Annotated in this window: 16 protein-coding genes and 1 tRNA gene; 9 read left to right on the top strand and 8 right to left on the bottom strand. The window is 70.6% G+C overall.

The window, feature by feature from the left end; all coding sequences use genetic code 11:
* The first annotated feature begins 84 nt into the window (after nt 1-84).
* The 3 genes from AC1DXT_RS15475 (at nt 85) to AC1DXT_RS15465 (ending at nt 4,392) form a co-directional block, all read left to right on the top strand.
* The gene (locus tag AC1DXT_RS15475; RefSeq protein WP_477062181.1) at nt 85-1,530 is read left to right on the top strand and encodes an HD-GYP domain-containing protein; all 1,446 of its coding nucleotides are present in this window, start codon (nt 85-87) and stop codon (nt 1,528-1,530) included.
* A gap of 128 nt (nt 1,531-1,658) precedes the next feature.
* A complete protein-coding gene (locus AC1DXT_RS15470) occupies nt 1,659-3,269 on the top strand; it encodes a DNA polymerase domain-containing protein (RefSeq protein ID WP_477062180.1) in 1,611 nt (536 codons plus the stop codon).
* A 103-nt stretch (nt 3,270-3,372) separates the two neighbouring features.
* The gene (locus AC1DXT_RS15465) at nt 3,373-4,392 is read left to right on the top strand and encodes a DNA glycosylase AlkZ-like family protein (protein WP_477062179.1); all 1,020 of its coding nucleotides are present in this window, start codon (nt 3,373-3,375) and stop codon (nt 4,390-4,392) included.
* Nucleotides 4,393-4,486: 94 nt separating this feature from the next.
* Here the strand turns inward: AC1DXT_RS15465 and deoC are convergent, their stop codons facing one another.
* Complete coding sequence (gene deoC, locus AC1DXT_RS15460; RefSeq protein WP_477062178.1) at nt 4,487-5,188, bottom strand: deoxyribose-phosphate aldolase; 702 nt, start codon at nt 5,186-5,188, stop codon at nt 4,487-4,489.
* Between the two features lie 361 nt (nt 5,189-5,549).
* Nucleotides 5,550-6,212 carry a hypothetical protein gene (locus tag AC1DXT_RS15455; protein WP_477062177.1) on the bottom strand — a complete coding sequence of 221 codons (663 nt, stop codon included), beginning with the start codon at nt 6,210-6,212 and terminating at the stop codon, nt 5,550-5,552.
* 909 nt (nt 6,213-7,121) lie between these two features.
* Here AC1DXT_RS15455 and AC1DXT_RS15450 point away from each other — a divergent pair.
* The 3 genes from AC1DXT_RS15450 to AC1DXT_RS15440 all read left to right on the top strand — a co-directional run bounded on the left by AC1DXT_RS15450 (nt 7,122) and on the right by AC1DXT_RS15440 (nt 8,959).
* Nucleotides 7,122-7,616 (top strand): MarR family winged helix-turn-helix transcriptional regulator, encoded by a 495-nt coding sequence (locus tag AC1DXT_RS15450; RefSeq protein WP_477062176.1) that lies wholly within the window; start codon nt 7,122-7,124, stop codon nt 7,614-7,616.
* A 111-nt stretch (nt 7,617-7,727) separates the two neighbouring features.
* Complete coding sequence (locus AC1DXT_RS15445; protein WP_477062175.1) at nt 7,728-8,534, top strand: MBL fold metallo-hydrolase; 807 nt, start codon at nt 7,728-7,730, stop codon at nt 8,532-8,534.
* 17 nt (nt 8,535-8,551) lie between these two features.
* Nucleotides 8,552-8,959 (top strand): nuclear transport factor 2 family protein, encoded by a 408-nt coding sequence (locus AC1DXT_RS15440; RefSeq protein ID WP_477062174.1) that lies wholly within the window; start codon nt 8,552-8,554, stop codon nt 8,957-8,959.
* A gap of 303 nt (nt 8,960-9,262) precedes the next feature.
* On the opposite strand, the gene AC1DXT_RS15435 is transcribed toward AC1DXT_RS15440, so the two are convergent.
* A tRNA-Leu gene (locus AC1DXT_RS15435) sits at nt 9,263-9,336 on the bottom strand.
* A gap of 28 nt (nt 9,337-9,364) precedes the next feature.
* A complete protein-coding gene (locus AC1DXT_RS15430) occupies nt 9,365-10,342 on the bottom strand; it encodes an SMP-30/gluconolactonase/LRE family protein (RefSeq protein WP_477062173.1) in 978 nt (325 codons plus the stop codon).
* 183 nt (nt 10,343-10,525) lie between these two features.
* Between AC1DXT_RS15430 and AC1DXT_RS15425 the strand changes: the two genes are divergently transcribed.
* Nucleotides 10,526-11,158 (top strand): ANTAR domain-containing response regulator, encoded by a 633-nt coding sequence (locus tag AC1DXT_RS15425; protein WP_477062295.1) that lies wholly within the window; start codon nt 10,526-10,528, stop codon nt 11,156-11,158.
* A gap of 51 nt (nt 11,159-11,209) precedes the next feature.
* On the opposite strand, the gene AC1DXT_RS15420 is transcribed toward AC1DXT_RS15425, so the two are convergent.
* Nucleotides 11,210-11,974, bottom strand: a complete 765-nt coding sequence (locus AC1DXT_RS15420) for an endonuclease/exonuclease/phosphatase family protein (protein ID WP_477062172.1) — start codon at nt 11,972-11,974, stop codon at nt 11,210-11,212.
* 59 nt (nt 11,975-12,033) lie between these two features.
* On the opposite strand from AC1DXT_RS15420, the gene AC1DXT_RS15415 reads away from it, so the two are divergent.
* Complete coding sequence (locus AC1DXT_RS15415) at nt 12,034-12,666, top strand: nucleotidyltransferase family protein (protein ID WP_477062171.1); 633 nt, start codon at nt 12,034-12,036, stop codon at nt 12,664-12,666.
* Nucleotides 12,667-12,840: 174 nt separating this feature from the next.
* The gene (locus AC1DXT_RS15410) at nt 12,841-14,142 is read left to right on the top strand and encodes an ABC transporter substrate-binding protein (RefSeq protein ID WP_477062170.1); all 1,302 of its coding nucleotides are present in this window, start codon (nt 12,841-12,843) and stop codon (nt 14,140-14,142) included.
* Nucleotides 14,143-14,271: 129 nt separating this feature from the next.
* Here AC1DXT_RS15410 and AC1DXT_RS15405 read toward each other — a convergent pair whose 3' ends face one another.
* From AC1DXT_RS15405 to AC1DXT_RS15395, 3 genes are read right to left on the bottom strand one after another with little or no spacing between them, the layout of a single operon-like run.
* Entirely contained in the window at nt 14,272-15,057 is a 786-nt protein-coding gene (locus AC1DXT_RS15405) for an ABC transporter ATP-binding protein (RefSeq protein WP_477062169.1), read from the bottom strand.
* Complete coding sequence (locus AC1DXT_RS15400; protein WP_477062168.1) at nt 15,054-15,980, bottom strand: ABC transporter ATP-binding protein; 927 nt, start codon at nt 15,978-15,980, stop codon at nt 15,054-15,056. Before AC1DXT_RS15400 ends, AC1DXT_RS15405 begins: the two co-directional genes overlap by 4 nt.
* A complete protein-coding gene (locus tag AC1DXT_RS15395) occupies nt 15,970-16,953 on the bottom strand; it encodes a branched-chain amino acid ABC transporter permease (RefSeq protein ID WP_421741579.1) in 984 nt (327 codons plus the stop codon). The genes AC1DXT_RS15400 and AC1DXT_RS15395 overlap by 11 nt, the downstream gene beginning before the upstream one ends.
* Nucleotides 16,954-16,957: the final 4 nt, after the last annotated feature.

Raw genomic sequence — 16,957 nt, 5'->3', positions numbered from 1 at the left:
GCAAGTAACTCTTACGGAGAAGGGGCTGGGCTCGTCACCCGAACGGGGTGTCAAGGTCGGAGTCCGGAATGTCGAAGTCAGGGAATGGCCTTCGGTCCCACGCAGAACTACGACGACGCGAGTCTCGGGGTCTGGAAAGGTCGCCCGATCCTGGCGGGGGCCATCCGGACGCTGATCGCCGCAGTTCCCATTGGCCTCGCGGTCGGTTTCGGGCTCGCCGCTGTGCACTGGTTCCCGCCGCGCCGCTTCGGTCTCAACCCGTGGGTCTGGATCCTCATCGAGATCTCGTGCGCGACGGGGCTCCTGGTGCTCGCGTCCCGGCTGGGGCGCAAGTTCCTGCCGCTGACCACGCTGCTGCGCCTCACGCTCTACTTCCCGGACCGTGCTCCGTCACGGCTCGCCGTGGCCATGAGTCACTACTCACCGAACGCGCTGCAGGCCAGACTGCTCTCCTTCGGACATCCGCGCGTGGTGCGCCCGGACGACGAGCACGCCGCTCGCATCCTGGGGCTCGTCGCGGCCATCAGTGATCACGACCAGCTCACCCGCGGCCACAGCGAGCGGGTCCAGGCCTACTCGGCGCTGATCGGCAAGGAGCTCGGCCTGTCGGGGCAGGACGCCGCCAAGCTCAGCTGGGCCGCCCTCCTGCACGACGTCGGCAAGCTGCGCGTCCCGGCGAGCCTCCTGAGCAAGCCGGGCGAACCCACGACGCAGGAGTGGGACATCCTGGCGGGCCATCCCGAGGCCGGCATGGAGGTCGCCGAGCCGCTCCGTGAGTGGCTCGGCCCGTGGCTGGACGTGATCGGCCAGCACCACGAGCGCTGGGACGGCGCCGGCTACCCCAGCGGGTTGGCGGGCGACGCCATCAGCGTGGGCGCACGCATCGTCGCCGTGGCCGACGCGTACGACGTGATCACGTCGGCACGCTCCTACAAGCGCGCCCTGCCCGCGTCGGCCGCCCGTGCGGAGCTGGCGCGGTGCGCCGGCGAGCAGTTCGACCCGCAGGTCGTCCGGGCCTTCTTCGCCATCGGGCTCGGCAGGCTGCGCCGGGTCGCCGGACCTCTGAGCGTCCTGTCGGTCCTGCCCGGCCTGCCCTCCTTCTCCGCCGACCTGCCGTCCGTCGTGCAGAAGCTCACCACCGCGGGCGCCCTCAAGAGCACCGGAGCGATCGGCCTCGTGCTCTCGGTGTCCACGGCGACCGCAGGCGGGATCGCGCTCGCCGATGTTCCGCGCTCGCCCGAACCAGCCGCCACCGTCGCTGCTGACCCCCCGGCGATCGGGACGACCCACTCCGACGGCGTCGAGGTCGACCCCAAGGTCCCCGCGGTCAGATCGACCGCACCTGCTTCAGCGAGCGAGCACCGGACCACGCCGTCGCCGCGATCGAGCGGGTCGCCCGGTCCTGTCCCGGTGCCCGCGCCGTCCGCTGCCCAGCCGTCGGCCCCTGTTCCACCGGTTCCCCAGAACACCGAGGAAGCAGCCAAGACGCCGAAGAAGGTGAAGACCGACACGAAGGCCAAGGAGGACTAGCTCCTGGCCGATGCGAGAGCGGGGCGGTTGCTGCCATACCGACGCCGCCGGGCGTGACGGACGTACCTGCGGAACCCTGGTGCGAGGGTCGGGGCACGTCCCGACCGCGTGGCGCGAGGCGGTGGAGGGTGGACGAGGAGAAGCCCGCGACGTCGGGCGGCCTGGAGACGTACCGGACGATGCGCGACTTCGGCAGGACGCCCGAGCCGCCGGGCGGATCGAGCGCGCCGTCGGTGGCATCCGGACAGCGCCGGTTCGTCGTCCAGCGGCATCGCGCGCGCCGGCTGCACTACGACCTGCGCTTCGAGATGGACGGGGTCCTGGTCAGCTGGGCGGTGCCGCGGGGTCCGACGCTGGACCCGAAGGCCCGTCGGATGGCGGTACACGTCGAGGACCATCCGCTCGAGTACGCCGACTTCGAGGGCGTCATCCCGTCCGGCCAGTACGGCGGCGGCGACGTGATCGTCTGGGACCGCGGGACGTGGGAGCCGTACAAGGGCGAGGACCCGAGATCGGACGTGGCCACGGGGGAGCTGCACGCCGAGCTGCACGGGTCGCGGCTGCGCGGGAAGTTCGTGCTCGTCCGGCGTGGTGAGGCGGACCTGCACGGCAAGGAGCAGTGGCTGCTGCTGCACAAGCGCGACGAGCACGCCGTCGAGGGCTGGGACGCCGAGGACCACCCGACGTCGGTGCTGAGCGGGCGCACGAACGACGAGGTCAAGGCGGACCCCGAGAGGTTGTGGCGGTCGGACCTGCCGGCCGCGGAGGCGTCCGTCGAGCTGCACGCCGCCGCACCGACCGAGGACCAGCTCCAGGCGCTCGACGAACTCGGCCGGGCGGGGACGTGGGAGGTGTTCGGTCGGCGTCTGCGGCTCACCAACCTCGACAAGGTGCTGTTCCCGGCCCGCGCGGGCGAGGAGCCCGTCACCAAGCGCGAGCTCGTGCGCTACGCCGCGCTGATCGCGCCCGTGGCGCTGCCCTACCTCCGCGGGCGCCCGCTGAACATGCACCGGTTCCCCGAGGGCGCAGACCACAAGGGCTTCTGGCACAAGCAGGTCCCCGACCACGCACCCGACTGGTTGGCCCGGTGGGACAACCCGGAGTCGGACCCGGGCGAGACGACCACCTACCTCCTGGTCGACGAGGCTGCCGCCCTGGTCTGGGCGGCGAACTTCGGGGCGCTCGAGTGGCACGCGTGGACCTCGCTGGGGGCCGAGCCGCGCCTCCCGACGTACGCGCTCGTCGACATCGACCCCGGCACGCAGAGCACGTGGGACGACGTCCTCCTGATGGCCCGGCTGCACCGCGACGCGTTCGCGCACCTGGGAGTGCGGGCGTACCCGAAGCTGACGGGCCGACGGGGGATCCAGGTGTGGGTGCCGATCGCGCCCGGACCCACGTTCGACGAGACCCGAGCGTGGGTCGAGCGACTGTCGCGGACGGTCGGCAAGGTGATCCCCGAGCTGGTCAGCTGGCGATGGGGGGTGCGCGAGCGTGACGGGCTGGCTCGCCTCGACTACACGCAGAACGCCATCAACAAGACGCTGGTCGCCCCGTACAGCCCGCGCGCTGCGGCGGGCGCCCCGGTCTCGGCGCCGATCACCTGGGACGAGCTCGACGAGCCCTGGCTCCGACCCGACGCCTGGACGGTGCGCACGGTGCTGCAACGGGTCACCTCGCGAGGCGACCCGTTCCGTGGTGTCCTCTCGGCCGACCAGGTGCTTCCCCGGTTGGCCTGAGGCGCCGACACGTCCGCGACGCGCCGTCCATCCTGTTGCGGCACTCGGTCGCGCCGACGGTGTTGCGTCTCGACACCTGCGGCCTGAGACGGAAGGTGGGTGGATGACGCGTCCGGTGAAGGTGACCCGCGAGAAGCTGCTTGCGTTCCGCCGCGCCGTCGGTGCACTCGACACGCGACTTCCGGCCGAGCCCGGGTCGGTGCGGACGGCGGCCTGGGCGGGACTGACGGACAGCGTGCCGCGTGCCGCCCTGCTGCAGCTCCACGCGCGTGTGAGCGGGACGACCTCGACCGCCCTGGACGACCCTGGCGTCGTCCAGGTGTGGGGACCGCGTTTCAGCGTCTACGTGGTCCCGGCGGAAGATCATGCCGTCTTCACGCTCGGCCGACTGCCGGACGACGAGGGCAGGCGCCGGTTCGCGACGGAGCTCGCGCAGCGACTGGACATGCATCTCGGTGGACGTGCGATGTCGGCTGTCCAGGCAGGGCGGGAGCTGGGCGAGCACCCGTACCAGCTTCGGTACGCGGCAGCGACGGGTCGCGTTCTGATCCGGTGGGACGGTGCTTCTCAGCCGACGGTGTGGACGGTCCCCGCGCCCGAGCTCGACCCCGCGGAGGCGAGGCGCGAGCTCGCGCGACGGTTCCTGCACATCCTCGGACCGGGCAACGCCGAGGGCTTCGGCGCCTGGTCGGGCATCCGGCCGACGAGCGCGGCCACCGCGTTCGACGGGCTGCTCGACGAGCTGGTGCCGGTGAGAACAGACGTCGGCGACGCGTGGGTGCTTGCCTCCGACGAAGCCGCGCTGAGAGCGCCGGCCGGCCCGCCGGCGCTGGCACGGCTGCTCCCGAGCGGCGACGCGTACTTCCTGCTGCAGGGTCGAGAGCGTGAGCTTCTGGTGCCCGACGCCGAGCGGCGGGCGGACCTGTGGACCACGCGCGTGTGGCCGGGAGCGGTCCTCGTCGAGGGCGCGGTCGTCGGCTGGTGGCGGCGAGCCGGGGACCGCGTGACCGTCCGCACCTGGGACCCGCTCTCCGCGAGCAGCCGTGCGGAGGTCGAGCTCGAGGCGACTGCGCTGCCGGTGCCGGGGCTGCGGTCGCCGATCACAGTTCGGTGGGCGAGCTGAGGCTCGAGCTCCGACTCCCGACGGGGGCGATGCCGCCTCTGGTCCGCCGTAGGCGACCGCCTCCGGCTCGAACGTCGACGGCGGCAGATGCCGGTCAGTAGCCGGCGCCGCCGTCCAGGCCGGCGAGCACGTGGCCCGTCGCGGACAAGCCCAGGCGGGTCGCGCCCGCGTCGATGAGGGCGACTGCGTCTGCGGCCGTGCGGATGCCGCCGGATGCCTTGACGCCCATCGTGGGACCCACGGTCGCGCGCATCAGCGCCACGGCGTGCACACTGGCGCCGCCGGCCGGGTGGAAGCCCGTGGACGTCTTGACGAAGTCGGCGCCCGCAGCCACAGCTGCTCGGCAGACGCCGACGATCTGCGCGTCGTCGAGCGCCGCGGACTCGATGATGACCTTCAGCACCCCGGGGGCCGGCACTGCGGCCCGGACGGCGGCGATGTCTGCCTCGACCGCGGCGAAGTTCCCGGCCTTGGCTGCACCGAGGTCGATCACCATGTCCACCTCGTCGGCCCCCTGCTGCATCGACAGTGCCGCCTCGGCAGCCTTGACCGTGCTGTGGTGCTTGCCGGAGGGGAAGCCGCACACCACAGCGAGCCGCAGGTTCGGCGTCTCGGTGAGGTCCAGCGGCAGGAACGACGGCGAGACGCACACCGAGTAGACGCCCAGCCGCGCACCTTCGGCCACCAGGGCGGCGATGTCCGCGGCCGTGGCCTCGGGCTTGAGCAGGGTGTGGTCGACGTACTGGGCGAGCGCGACGGGGTCGATGTCGATGTCAGTGGCGGCGGTCGTGGTCATGGGGATCTCCTGTCAGCGCGGCGGAAGGGCGCCCGACGCAGCGCTGGTGTGCTGGGTCGAGGCGACCGGCTCGGGCCTGTCGCCCAGGAGGACCACGTCATGCGCTCATCCATGCCCAGTCACCGTGCAGGGCCGCGTACCCAGCACTCAGATCCCACACTGGGGGAGCAGACGGCGGCGAAGGTGGGCCTTTGGGCCCCTCACCAGAACGCTCCTGCGGTCTGCGACGGGGCGATGGGGGACACTCTCCGCCTGCGTCAACGCCGTGCCCCCGTGCCGCCAGTGCGTCTACGGGACTCACGGCGCGGGAGCGCATCATCGACCAGTTCGCCAGGGCGGTACGCGTCGGCAGTGAACCGGGTCAGCTCGCGCCGGGGTAGCCGATCTCGGCGAGGTCGTCGCCCAGATCACCGAGCGTCACATCCGGATTGAGGCGCTGGACGAGTTCATCAGTGAGTGTCTGCAGCGCGAAGACCTCGTTGACCGGATCGACGTCGAGGTCGGCCTCGTAGTAGTCCTCCGCGAACTCCCGATACGAGGTCGGCGTGCCGTCCAGCAGGACGGCAAAGAGCCAGTCGGCCCCGTCCGGGTCGTCTCCTTCTGGACGGTCCAGCACACCGACGTGCCACTCGTCGTCCGACGGTCGACGCCAGATGCAGACCGTCGCATCCGGCGTACCGTCCGAACTGAACGCCGGCTCGTTGACGCAGGGTGCGAACACCTCCGGCATGCCCTCAACTAGACCCGGCCACAGCGCGCCGCCGTTGGCTGCTGGGCTCATCGGGGACTCGTGATCAAAGCCGCGGACAAACGCACCGGCGCGAGAGAACACGATCGACCACGAGTCGCCCGAGCCGTTCCGCATCGAGGCCATCTCTTCGCCCGGCCCCCAATGGGCGTCGAATGAGTAGTAGCGGTCTTCCCACTCGGGACTGAGGATCGCCTCCAACGTTGCCAGAGCTCGGCACCGGTCACGCAGAACGCGGATCTTCGGCAAGGCAGCCGCAACATCGTGAGACGTCATGGCGCACATCGAACAGGTACCGACCACGGGGAGCAACAGTGCCCGCGGCGAGGGCAGCCCCCATGGCTGTGAGTCGATCGCTCAGGCACCCTGTGACCGAGCGCTCCCTTCTGGGAAGCAACGACCGGCGGCTGGCGGCGTTCGGATCAGGATGTTTCGGTCGCCGGGCCGGCGTGATGGCCTGGTTGACGACAAGCATCGTCGGATCGCGGTCTTCGCGAGGAGCGAACATGCAGGTCAGAGAGCTAGTCTCGGTGCCCCGAGTGGGATTCGAACCCCGCCAGACGGGCACAAGGGACACATGCACCATCCCCGCGGCTCCGTGACCTGCGGTTCCGTCGCGGTTCGTTTGACGTCGTTGGCCCGGATCGGTCCGTGCTGCCCCCGCCGGGGGTGGCCCCGAGCCGGCTCACGCGGGTTGAGGTGGCCTCCCGGTTGTATCGAGTGTTCTGTTTCGGGGTGGCACCGCGGGCCGCAACACCTTGCGCGGGTGCCCGCATCTGCGGGCAGGTGACCCTGCTGCGTTGGACGGTGGCGAGTCCGACGAGCCTTTCCACCTGCTCCTGCGTGAACCGGATACGGCGACCGCGAGACGCAGGTGCTCGACACGAACACGGGACACCGGCTCTCGCAGCCACCAGCCGGACGTACCGAGAAGTCCGGCCACATCCTCCAGGCCGCATGTCTCGTGTCGCTCAGGCTCTTCAGTCTCGCCCATCGCTCCTCCCTTCCTTGTCAGGACGAAGGCGGGTGTGCGTACTTCCGTGCAAGACGCGCCGCAGCGGGAAGGCGACCGACGCGGCGACGGGAGTGAGCCCAAGAGAGTCGGCTCAGACCGTGACCTACCTTGCGCACGTGCAACACGGGTTGGATCACAAGTCGTCGATGCCGCGTCTCTAGGGTTGGGGCGTGACCGGAGACAGAGAGTTCGCCACGGCCCGGGAGGCCGCCAACGATCCGCGCATCCTGGTGTTCGGCCGATTGCTCGGAGCTGCGAACCGGCTGGAGTTTCTCCTTGGCCGCGCGCTGGAGGAGGGCACGGGACTGAGCCACTCCTTGTTCGAGCTCCTGTTGGTGGTCGGGCGGGCGGGTCCGGGTGGGATCGCCGTCCGGGACATCGCTCAGGCGAGGGTCCTGACCTCCGGCGGAGCCACCCGGCTGGTCGATCGTGCGTCCGCGCAGGGTCTGGTCACGCGTCACGCGTCCCCGGAAGACGGGCGGGTGCAGCTCATCGAGCTCACCCCCCGCGGCGAGGAGCTCCTCGTTGCGGCGAGCGCCCTCCACGCGCGCAACATCGAGGTGTATCTCATCGATGTGCTGCCACCCGATCAGGCTGCGGTGTTTGCTGAGGCGATACGGACGCTGAGCAAGAACGCGGCGACGGCACTCCCGGTCATGCCGTGATCAGCCTCGAAGGGAATAGCTGACTAGTCAGCCAATGTTGCGATGGGGATGCGGCGCGACGCGCTGCTTGCCTCGGGTCCACCGAGTGCCAACGAGGAAGGAACTGCCACCATGTCGCTCGACTTCGAGGTGTTCGATCTCGACTTCCCAGCAGGCTCGCCGAACAAGTCGGCGGTCCTGGTCACCGGTCCCACCGAGGCGCTGCTGGTCGATGCCGGCTTCACCCGCGCTGACGGCCACCGCCTGGTCGCGGCCATCCTGGACTCCGGCAAGGCTCTGACCACCGTCTTCGTCAGCCACGCCGACCCCGACTTCTACTTCGGCCTCGAGGTCGTGGCCGACGCGTTCCCGGACGCCGTGCTCCTGGCCACCCCGATCGTCATCGAGCACATCCAGGCGTCGTTCGAGGGAAAGCTCAAGGCCTGGGCCGCCCTCGGCGCCAACCTGCCCACGCGCCTGGTCCCGCTCACCCCGCTGGCCGACGAGTTCCTGGAGGTCGACGGGCACCGGCTCCAGCTGCGCGGGGGATCGGCCCTGCTGCCGGACCGGCACTACCTCTGGAGCGCCGACGACCGCGCCATCCTCGGCGGTGTGCTCGTCTTCCAGCAGGAGCACGTGTGGACGGCCGACACCGCGACCCAGCCGCAGCGCGCGGCGTGGATCGACCTGCTCGACCAGATGCAGGCGCTCGACCCGCGGCTCGTCGTCCCCGGCCACCGGCTGCCCGGCACCGCGAACGACGCGAGCGCCCTGGACTACACGCGCACCTACCTGCAGGACTTCGAGCGGATCCTGGCCGAGGCTGCCGACGGCGCAGCGGCGACCGCCGCGCTGGTCGCCGCCTATCCGAGCTCCGGGATGCTGATCGCCGCCCAGCTCGGACCGAAGGTCGCGAAGGGGGAGATGACATGGGGCTGACGGACACCTTCGATCCGGTGACCTCGACCTCGGCCCGCGACGTCGTGCGCCGGCAGTATCTCGCGTCCGCCGCCGGTGACCTCGACGCGCTGCGGGCGACGCTGGCCCCGGATGTCGAGTGGACCGAGATGGCCGGCTTCCCGCTGGCCGGCACGTATCGCACCCCGGACGGTGTCACCTCGCACGTCATGGAGGTGCTCGGGCGGGACTGGGACGCGTGGACGGCTCACGACGACACCTACGTCGTTGATGGGGAGAACGTCGTCGTGCTCGCCCGGTACACCGCCACCCACCGGACCACCCACAAGGCGCTGGACGTGAGGGTCGCCCACCACTTCATCGTGCGCGGGGGCCTGATCGTGCGGTTCGAGCAGTTCGTCGACACCGCACTGGTCGCAGAGGCCGCGCGTCCGGATGGGGTGTGACGCGGAACCTCGGCCGCGTGGGAGGGGCGGTCGGAGCTAGCCAGCTCCGGTCGCTCATCCGTCGGTCTTTACCGATGGCGTCGAGAAGTCGTCGACCCAGGCTATGTCGGTCGAGGTGAGCGCCTCCCGCGTTCGGAGAAGACTCCTCCGACCACTCGATCGGCCAGCGGACCGGGTGTGGGACCGGATCCCACTCGCGTACTGCGTGTGACCTGCAGATTCGCCTGTGGCCGGCCCACGGGACTCGCGACCGTCCCCAACGAAGCGCCCCGCCCTGACCTGCGGTTTTACGGCGCGAGGAGGTGCCCCGAGTGGGATTCGAACCCACACTGGATCGGGTTTGAGCCGAACGCCTCTGCCGGTTGGGCTATCGGGGCCGTGCAGCAGGATAGCCCGGCCGCACGGTCACCTCGGCGCGCGGAGCCGGCTCACGGTGAACGGGTCGGGCTGCTCCCCGGCGGCGCGTTCGCCGAACTGGCTGTTCACCACGAGCAGCGACCGACCCACGAGCGCGGCAGTGGTGGGGTCGTCGAACCCGGGATCGGTGGTCCGCGAGACGACGGTGCCGCTCAGCAGCCGACGATCCAGCGCGATGGTCACCACGTAGCCGACCGATCCCTGCCGCTCGACGGCGTACAGGGTGCGACCGGTCAGGACGAGCCCGTCGCCGGCGACGGGCTCGCCGCCGAGATCGACCGCGGTGACGCTCCGGTCGTGGAGGCCGACGCGGAACAGGGTGGCGGTGTTCGACTGCGCGACCACCGCGTACCGGCCGTCGGCCGACACGACGATGCCGTTGACGTTGAACCCGGTCGTGTATTGCAGGGCCGTCCCGGTGAAGTCGAGGAAGGTCGGCAGCACCGCCACGCCTGAGACGCTGCGGTCGGAGGCGTCGATCCGGTAGAGCACGGGCCGCAACGAGTCGGTGACGTACACGTCTCCGCGCGGACCGATCGCGATGTCGTTGAGGAAGGTCGGCGCGCCGGTCTGCTCCACCTGCCAGGAGCCGGTGAGCTCGCGCGTCCGCACGTCGTAGGCGAAGACGCGTCCGGTGGCCCCGCCGGCGACGAACAGGGTGCGCCCGTCGACCTTCATGCCGACCGCCGACGTCCGGCCGTCGACGCCCCCGAGCAGGAACGGCGTCGCGGTGGGGGAGCGCAGCGTGCCGCGGTAGACCGTCCCGTCGGTCGTGCTGCCGACGTAGAACGTGTCGCCGCGCGCGGCGATCCCCTCCGGGTAGATGTCGTCGGCCGCGGGGCCGGCGGGGTCGAGCAGATAGCTGTCCGGCCGGTCGTGGGCGACGGCCGCGGGGGCGGCGACGCCGAGCAGGAGCACGGCGGCGGCGGCTGCGAGGGCCGCGCGGACGGATCGGTGGCTGCGCATCGTCGGGCCTCCTCGGACGAGTCCGGTCTCCTCGAGGCTACGTCCGCTGTGGGCCGAAGGGCACCGCGTGGGCTGCCTCACAGGTGCAACCACTGCGAAGCGAGCGGCGGCGACCACTACTCTGAGCACGTGAGCACTGACGCGACCCCTGAACCGACCGAGGCGGCCCCCGACGCCTTCGACCTGAGCGCCCCGGCCCCGACGGCTGAGCCCACGGCTCCTGCCGCGGCACGCCCGGCGCGGCGCGCGGTCGTGGCCGAGGACGAGGCGCTCATCCGGATGGACGTCGTCGAGACGCTGCGCGACGCCGGTTTCGACGTGGTCGGTGAGGCCGGCGACGGCGAGCAGGCGGTGCAGCTCGTCACCGAGCTGAAGCCCGACGTCGTCGTCATGGACGTGAAGATGCCCGTGCTCGACGGCATCTCGGCGGCGGAGCGGATCGGCAAGGCGCACCTGGCCCCGGTGGTGCTCCTCACGGCCTTCTCCCAGAAGGAGCTCGTGGAGCGGGCGCGCGACGCCGGGGCCATGGCCTACGTCATCAAGCCGTTCAGCCCTGCGGACCTGCTGCCGGCCGTGGAGATCGCGATCTCGCGGTACGCGCAGATCAGCGCCCTGGAGTCGGAGGTCGCGGACCTCGCGGAGCGGTTCGAGACGCGCAAGCGCGTGGACCGGGCCAAGGGTCTGCTCATGACGAAGATGGGTCTGACCGAGCCGGAGTCGTTCCGCTGGATCCAGAAGACGTCGATGGACCGTCGGCTCACCATGCGCGAGGTGGCCGACGCGGTCATCGAGCAGGTGGGTGGCGCGTCCTCCTGACGCGAGCGTGACGAGGGCCGGCCGGAGATCATCCGCGCCGGCCTTCGTCGTTCAGCGGCGTGCCACGTCGACGACGAGGGCGCGGTGGTCGGACAGACCGGTGTCGACCGCACGTGCGGGGTCGGTGGGCACGATCGACCCGTCGCCGAGGATGTGGTCGAGCTGGCGCACGGGTTCGAGGACCGGATAGGTGGCGGCGGCTGCCAGTGAGCGCATGCCCGACGTCCGGACCGCGGCGTCGGGCTCCATGTTGAGGTCACCCATCAGGACCAGCGGTCGGGGGTACTCCCGCAGGAGACCGACGAGCTGCCGCAGCTGCCGGCGGTTCCACCCCGGGATGTAGGTCAGGTGGGTGTCGACGACGGTCAGCGGGCCGGTGGGGTGCTCGACGACGGCGACGAGTGCCGCGCGGGGCTCGTCGCGCACGAGCGTCGGCCAGCGCGCGTCCGGCCAGCGCACCGGGGCGCGGCGCCGCAGGACGGGCAGCTGCAGCACGTGCCAGGACAGCACCGGGTGCCGGCTGAGGAGCGCGATCCCGTAGCTCGCCACCGCCGGCTGGTGGTCGCCCGTCGCGGCGGTCCACACCCCGGGCTCGCCGTGCAGAATGGCGACGAAGCGGTGCTCGGGAGCATCCATCGCGTCGGCGGCGACGACTGTCAGATCGGCGCTGTGGGACCTCGGCTGGTCCCGGTCCACCTCCTGGAGGGCGAGGACGTCGGCGTCCAGGTCGCGCACGGCGTCGGCGAACCGCCCCACGTGGACCTCGCCGTCGACCAGCGAGCGTCCGTGCAGGATGTTGAAGGTGGCCAGGCGCACCCTGCCGATTGTCCCGGCCGACCTGCGAGCCCGCGCGTCGGCGTGTAGACAGTCGTGTCATGACCCAGCAAGGCGCCCTGGTCGACCCGCCCGACGACCGCACGGCCCTCCAGGACGGCCTGCGGCTGGTCGCGGTCGCGCTGACGGACGCGGAGATCCCGTTCGCCCTCGTCGGCGGGTACGCGGCCTGGGCCCGGGGCGCCCCCGAACCGAGCCACGACGCCGACTTCGCCGTGACGCCCGAGGACGTCGAGCGCGCCAAGGAGGTGATCGCCGCCGCCGGGCTGCACGTCGAGCAACCGGCCGAGAACTGGCTGTTCAAGGCGTTCCACCACGGCCAGCTGGTCGACGTCCTGTTCCGGATGGTCGGTGAGCCGATCACGCACGAGCTCCTGGAGCGCAGCGACGTGCTCGAGGTGCTGGCGGTACGGATGCCGGTGCTGCAGGCCACCGACATCGTCTCGGCGAAGCTGCGGGTGCTGGGGGAGCACGCGTGCGACTTCGGGCGGCTGCTCGCCATCGTGCGTGCGCTGCGCGAGCAGATCGACTGGCCGCGGGTCCGCGAGGACGCGGTCGGGCACCCCTACGCGCGGGCGTTCCTCTTCCTCGCCGACGAGCTCGGCATCACCGACGCGGACGCCGCGTCGACCTCGTCGGACGTCGCGCCCGGCGCGGCCGCACCCGCGTCCTGAGTCCGGTCGCGCGTCCAGCACCGCTTGTTACTGGTTGGTCACAACTCGGCAACAACCTTTCCTGAGACGCGCAGATTCACATCGCGGACACAAACAATGAGTACCTTCACGCCACACCTGCAGGATCCCTACCGGGTTCCAGTGGATCGCAGTACTCACAGAGGGGTACCAGGCATGATTCGTTCGACCCACGTAGTCCGCGCCGCCGCCTTGGCCGGCGCTGTCGCCCTCGCCCTGACCGCGTGCAGCGGTGCGGACGAGCCGGCCGACAGCGAGAGCTCCGCAGCGCCCACCGCTTCGGGCCCGCTCAAGATCGGCTCCCTGCTCCCCGTCACAGGCAACCTCGCGTATCTCGGCCCGCCCGAGATCGCCGGCGTCGACCTGGCCATCAAGGACATCAACGACGCCGGTGGCGTCAACGGCGTCCCGGTGACCGTCTCGCACAAGGACTCGGGCCCCACGTCCGACCTCGCGACGATCGGCACCCCGTCCGCCAAGGCGCTCATCGAGGAGGGTGTGCACGTCATCATCGGCGCCGCGTCCTCCGGCCTGTCGCTCGGCGTCGTCGGCCCGATCACGGACGCCGAGATCGTGCAGATCTCGCCCGCCAACACGGCGGCCGACCTGTCCGGCATCAGCCCGTACTACTTCCGCACCGCCCCGCCGGACGAGGTCCAGGGCCAGGCGCTCGCGACGCAGATCATCGCGGACGGGCACAAGAACGTCGGCATCCTCGTGTTCGACGACCCGTACGGCACGGGTCTGCGCGGCTTCGTCCAGCAGAACCTGGAGCCCGCAGGCGTCAACGTGACCTACGGCGCCGAGGGCGCGGGTCAGGACTTCCCGCCGGAGCTGCAGGACTACTCCACCGAGGTGGGCGAGGTCGTTGCCACGAACCCCGACGCGATCGTGATCATCACGTTCGACGAGGTCCGCGTCATCGTTCCTCAGCTCGTCCAGGCCGGCTACGACATGTCGAAGGTGTACCTCGTCGACGGCAACGTGGCCAGCTTCAAGCAGGACCCGGCCGACAGCGCCAAGTTCTTCTTCGACCCGGGCACGATGGAGGGCGCGCAGGGCACCAACCCGGGCGCCAACCCGACCGATGACTTCAAGGCTCGCCTGCTCGAGGTCAACCCGGACCTGAAGGACTTCAACTACGGTCCCGAGTCCTACGACGCGACCATCCTGGCGGCCCTCGCGGCGGTCAAGGGAGGCCAGAACGACGGCCCCACCGTGCAGGCCAACATGGCGGCGGTGTCCGGCACGACGGACGGCGAGGAGTGCGCGACGTTCGCGGACTGCGTCGAGCTGATCAAGGACGGCAAGGAGATCACCTACCAGGCTGTCTCCGGCGTCGGCCCGTTCAACGACAACAACGACCCGTCGTCGGCGTACGTCGGCATCTACAAGTACGACGCCGAGAACGTGCCCGTGTGGCAGAAGGCGGAGTTCGGCGAGGTCAAGGGCAGCTGACGACAGTCAGTCCCAGATGACGCGAGGCCCGGCGGGGGAGTGATCCCCCGCCGGGCCTTCGTCGTTGCCAGGTGAGCACGAAGAGGCCCGGCCGGGATGTTCTCCGGCCGGGCCTCTGTGCGTGTGCCGTCAGTCCTCGGGGGCGATCTCGTCGGCCGCCAGCGTGCCGAGGTACAGCTCGATCACCTTGGGGTCGTGCATGAGCTCGCGCCCGGTGGCGGTGTAGGCGTTGCGGCCCTGGTCGAGGACGTAGCCGCGGTCGCAGATCTGCAGGGCGCGCCGGGCGTTCTGCTCGACGATGATGATCGAGACCCCCGCGCGGTTGATCTTGCGGGTGCGGATGAACGTCTCGTCCTGCCGCACGGGGGACAGACCGGCGGAGGGCTCGTCGAGGAGCAGCACCTTCGGGTCCATCATCAGCGCGCGGCCCATGGCCACCATCTGGCGCTCACCGCCGGACAGCGAGCCGGCGCGCTGGTTGCGGCGGTCCTTGAGGTTCGGGAACAGGTCGATGATGAAGTCGAGCCGCTCCGAGAACTTGCCCGGCTTGAGGAACCCGCCCATCTGGAGGTTCTCCTCGACCGACAACGACGGGAAGACGTTGTTGTTCTGCGGGACGCACCCGACGCCGCGGGCGACCAGATCGTTCGCCTTGAGGTTGGTGATGTCCTCCCCGCCGAGCGTCACCGACCCGGTGCGCACGTGCACCAGGCCGAAGATCGCCTTGAGCAGGGTCGACTTGCCGGCGCCGTTGGGGCCGATGATGCCGACCAGCTCGCCCGGGTACAGGTCGAGGTTGCACCCGTTGAGGATGTTCACCCCGGGGATGTAGCCCGCGACGAGCTCGTCGGCGCGCAGCAGGGGCTCGCCCCGGTCCACGGGGGACGGTGCTGCGGCGGATTCCGTGACGGTCATTCCGTGGCCTCCTCGGCCTCGAGCTGCTCGAGCACACCCTCGGCCATGACGCTCTCGTCGCCGAGGTCGGTGTCGTGGTGGGCGCCCAGGTAGGCGTCGACGACGGCGGGGTTCTCCATGACGGCGGCCGGCGGCCCCTCGGCGACGATCTTGCCCTCGGCCATGACCACCACCCAGTCGGCGATCCGGCGGACCATTTGCATGTCGTGCTCCACGAACAGCACCGTGGTGCCCTCGTCGCGGACGGTCTGGATGTGCCCGAGCAGGGACTGCGTGAGCGCGGGGTTCACCCCGGCCATCGGCTCGTCGAGCATGACCAGCTCGGGCTTGGCCATGAGTGCCCGCGCCATCTCGAGGAGCTTGCGCTGGCCCCCGGACAGGGACCCTGCGAAGTCGTCGCTCTTGGCGTCGAGCTTGAACCGGACCAGCAGCTCGTCGGCCTGCTCGGTGATCTCGCGCTCACGGGCGGCCCACAGCGGCTTGACCAGCGAGGTGAAGAAGCCTTCACCGGGCTGCTTCGTGGCGCCGAGCTGCATGTTCTGCAGGACGGTCAGCCGCGAGAGCGCCTTGGTCAGCTGGAAGGTGCGCACCATGCCGGCGCGGGCGACCCGGCCCGCCGAGACACCGTTCAGACGACGACCGTTGAACTCCCAGTTGCCGGAGTTCGGCTTGTCGAAGCCGGTGAGCAGGTTGAACAGCGTCGTCTTGCCGGCGCCGTTGGGGCCGATCAGCGCGGTGATCGCGCCGCGCTGCACCTCGAGGTGACGGACGTCGACGGCGGTCATGCCACCGAACCGGCGCACGACGTCGTCGGCGACGATGATCGGGTCCGGCTTCGCGACGCCAGGCTCGGGGGCGACGCCCGCGAGCGCCTGAGCCGCTGTCTTCGCGAGCGGTGCGGGGGAGGACAGCTCAGCGGACATCGAGCATCAGCTCCTTCTTGTCACCGAAGATGCCCTGCGGCCGGAAGATCACCAGCAGCATCAGCGTGATGCCCACCAGGATGCCCGCGAGCGGCTCCAGCTGCTCGGGCCGCAGGACGGACGGCAGCACGTCGCGCATGACCGTCTTGATGAACATGAGAGCGACGAAGAAGATCATCGACCCGATCACCGGACCCCAGAGGGTGGCGGCGCCACCCAGCAGGAGGATCGTCCAGATGAAGAACGTCATCGACCGGCCCATCGCGTCGGGCTGGACGCTCGCGGGCATCACGAACAGGACACCCGCGAAGCCCGCCATGGCACCACCCAGCACGAGCGCCTGCATCTTGTAGCCGTACACGCTCTTGCCGAGCGAGCGCACGGCGTCCTCGTCCTCGCGGATGCCCTTGAGCACGCGGCCCCACGGGCTGGACATGAGGCGCCAGACCAGCAGCACGGCGAGCAGGACGGCGGCCCACGCGACGATGCGCGTCCACCAGCCGTCGCCGACGTTGTTGGCGTAGGAGAACGGCCCGAGCGCGGTCCTGCCGTCCGGGAGCACCGACAGGCCGAGGAAGTCCTTGTTGAACCTGCTGGCGGGGATGCCGGCGGCACCGTTGGTGATGTCGGAGAGCACGGACGACCGGCCGATGAGCCGGACGATCTCCGCGGCGGAGATCGTCACGATCGCCAGATAGTCACCGCGCAGCTTCAGCGTGGGTATGCCGAGGATGAGCGCGAAGACGACCGAGCAGCCCACCCCGACCAGCGCCGAGAGCGGGAAGCCCTGGCCCGCCTGCGCGGTGGCGGCGAACCCGTAGGCGCCGACGAGCATGAAGCCCGCCTGCCCCATGTTGAGCAGGCCCGTGAAGCCGAAGTGGATGTTCAGGCCGATGGCCGCGAGCGCGTAGGCCGCGGTGGTGGGGGCGATCAGCTCGCCCGCAGTGAGGGACAGCAGGTCCGACCAGTTCATGGGA

The sequence above is a fragment of the Cellulomonas sp. P1_G12_2 genome, assembly GCF_056405535.1.
The sequence above is the reverse complement of the archived record's forward strand: the minus strand, read 5'-3'. Positions and strand labels throughout refer to the sequence as shown.

Bases quoted from the DNA above. Each gene is read 5' to 3' on its own strand.
- deoC (WP_477062178.1), bottom strand. From the start codon at position 5,188: ATGACCACGACCGCCGCCACTGACATCGACATCGACCCCGTCGCGCTC.
- AC1DXT_RS15395 (WP_421741579.1), bottom strand. From the start codon at position 16,953: ATGAACTGGTCGGACCTGCTGTCCCTCACTGCGGGCGAGCTGATCGCC.
- AC1DXT_RS15465 (WP_477062179.1), top strand. From the start codon at position 3,373: ATGACGCGTCCGGTGAAGGTGACCCGCGAGAAGCTGCTTGCGTTCCGC.
- AC1DXT_RS15410 (WP_477062170.1), top strand. From the start codon at position 12,841: ATGATTCGTTCGACCCACGTAGTCCGCGCCGCCGCCTTGGCCGGCGCT.
- AC1DXT_RS15405 (WP_477062169.1), bottom strand. From the start codon at position 15,057: ATGACCGTCACGGAATCCGCCGCAGCACCGTCCCCCGTGGACCGGGGC.
- AC1DXT_RS15415 (WP_477062171.1), top strand. From the start codon at position 12,034: ATGACCCAGCAAGGCGCCCTGGTCGACCCGCCCGACGACCGCACGGCC.
- AC1DXT_RS15445 (WP_477062175.1), top strand. From the start codon at position 7,728: ATGTCGCTCGACTTCGAGGTGTTCGATCTCGACTTCCCAGCAGGCTCG.
- AC1DXT_RS15400 (WP_477062168.1), bottom strand. From the start codon at position 15,980: ATGTCCGCTGAGCTGTCCTCCCCCGCACCGCTCGCGAAGACAGCGGCT.
- AC1DXT_RS15475 (WP_477062181.1), top strand. From the start codon at position 85: ATGGCCTTCGGTCCCACGCAGAACTACGACGACGCGAGTCTCGGGGTC.
- AC1DXT_RS15455 (WP_477062177.1), bottom strand. From the start codon at position 6,212: ATGACGTCTCACGATGTTGCGGCTGCCTTGCCGAAGATCCGCGTTCTG.
- AC1DXT_RS15430 (WP_477062173.1), bottom strand. From the start codon at position 10,342: ATGCGCAGCCACCGATCCGTCCGCGCGGCCCTCGCAGCCGCCGCCGCC.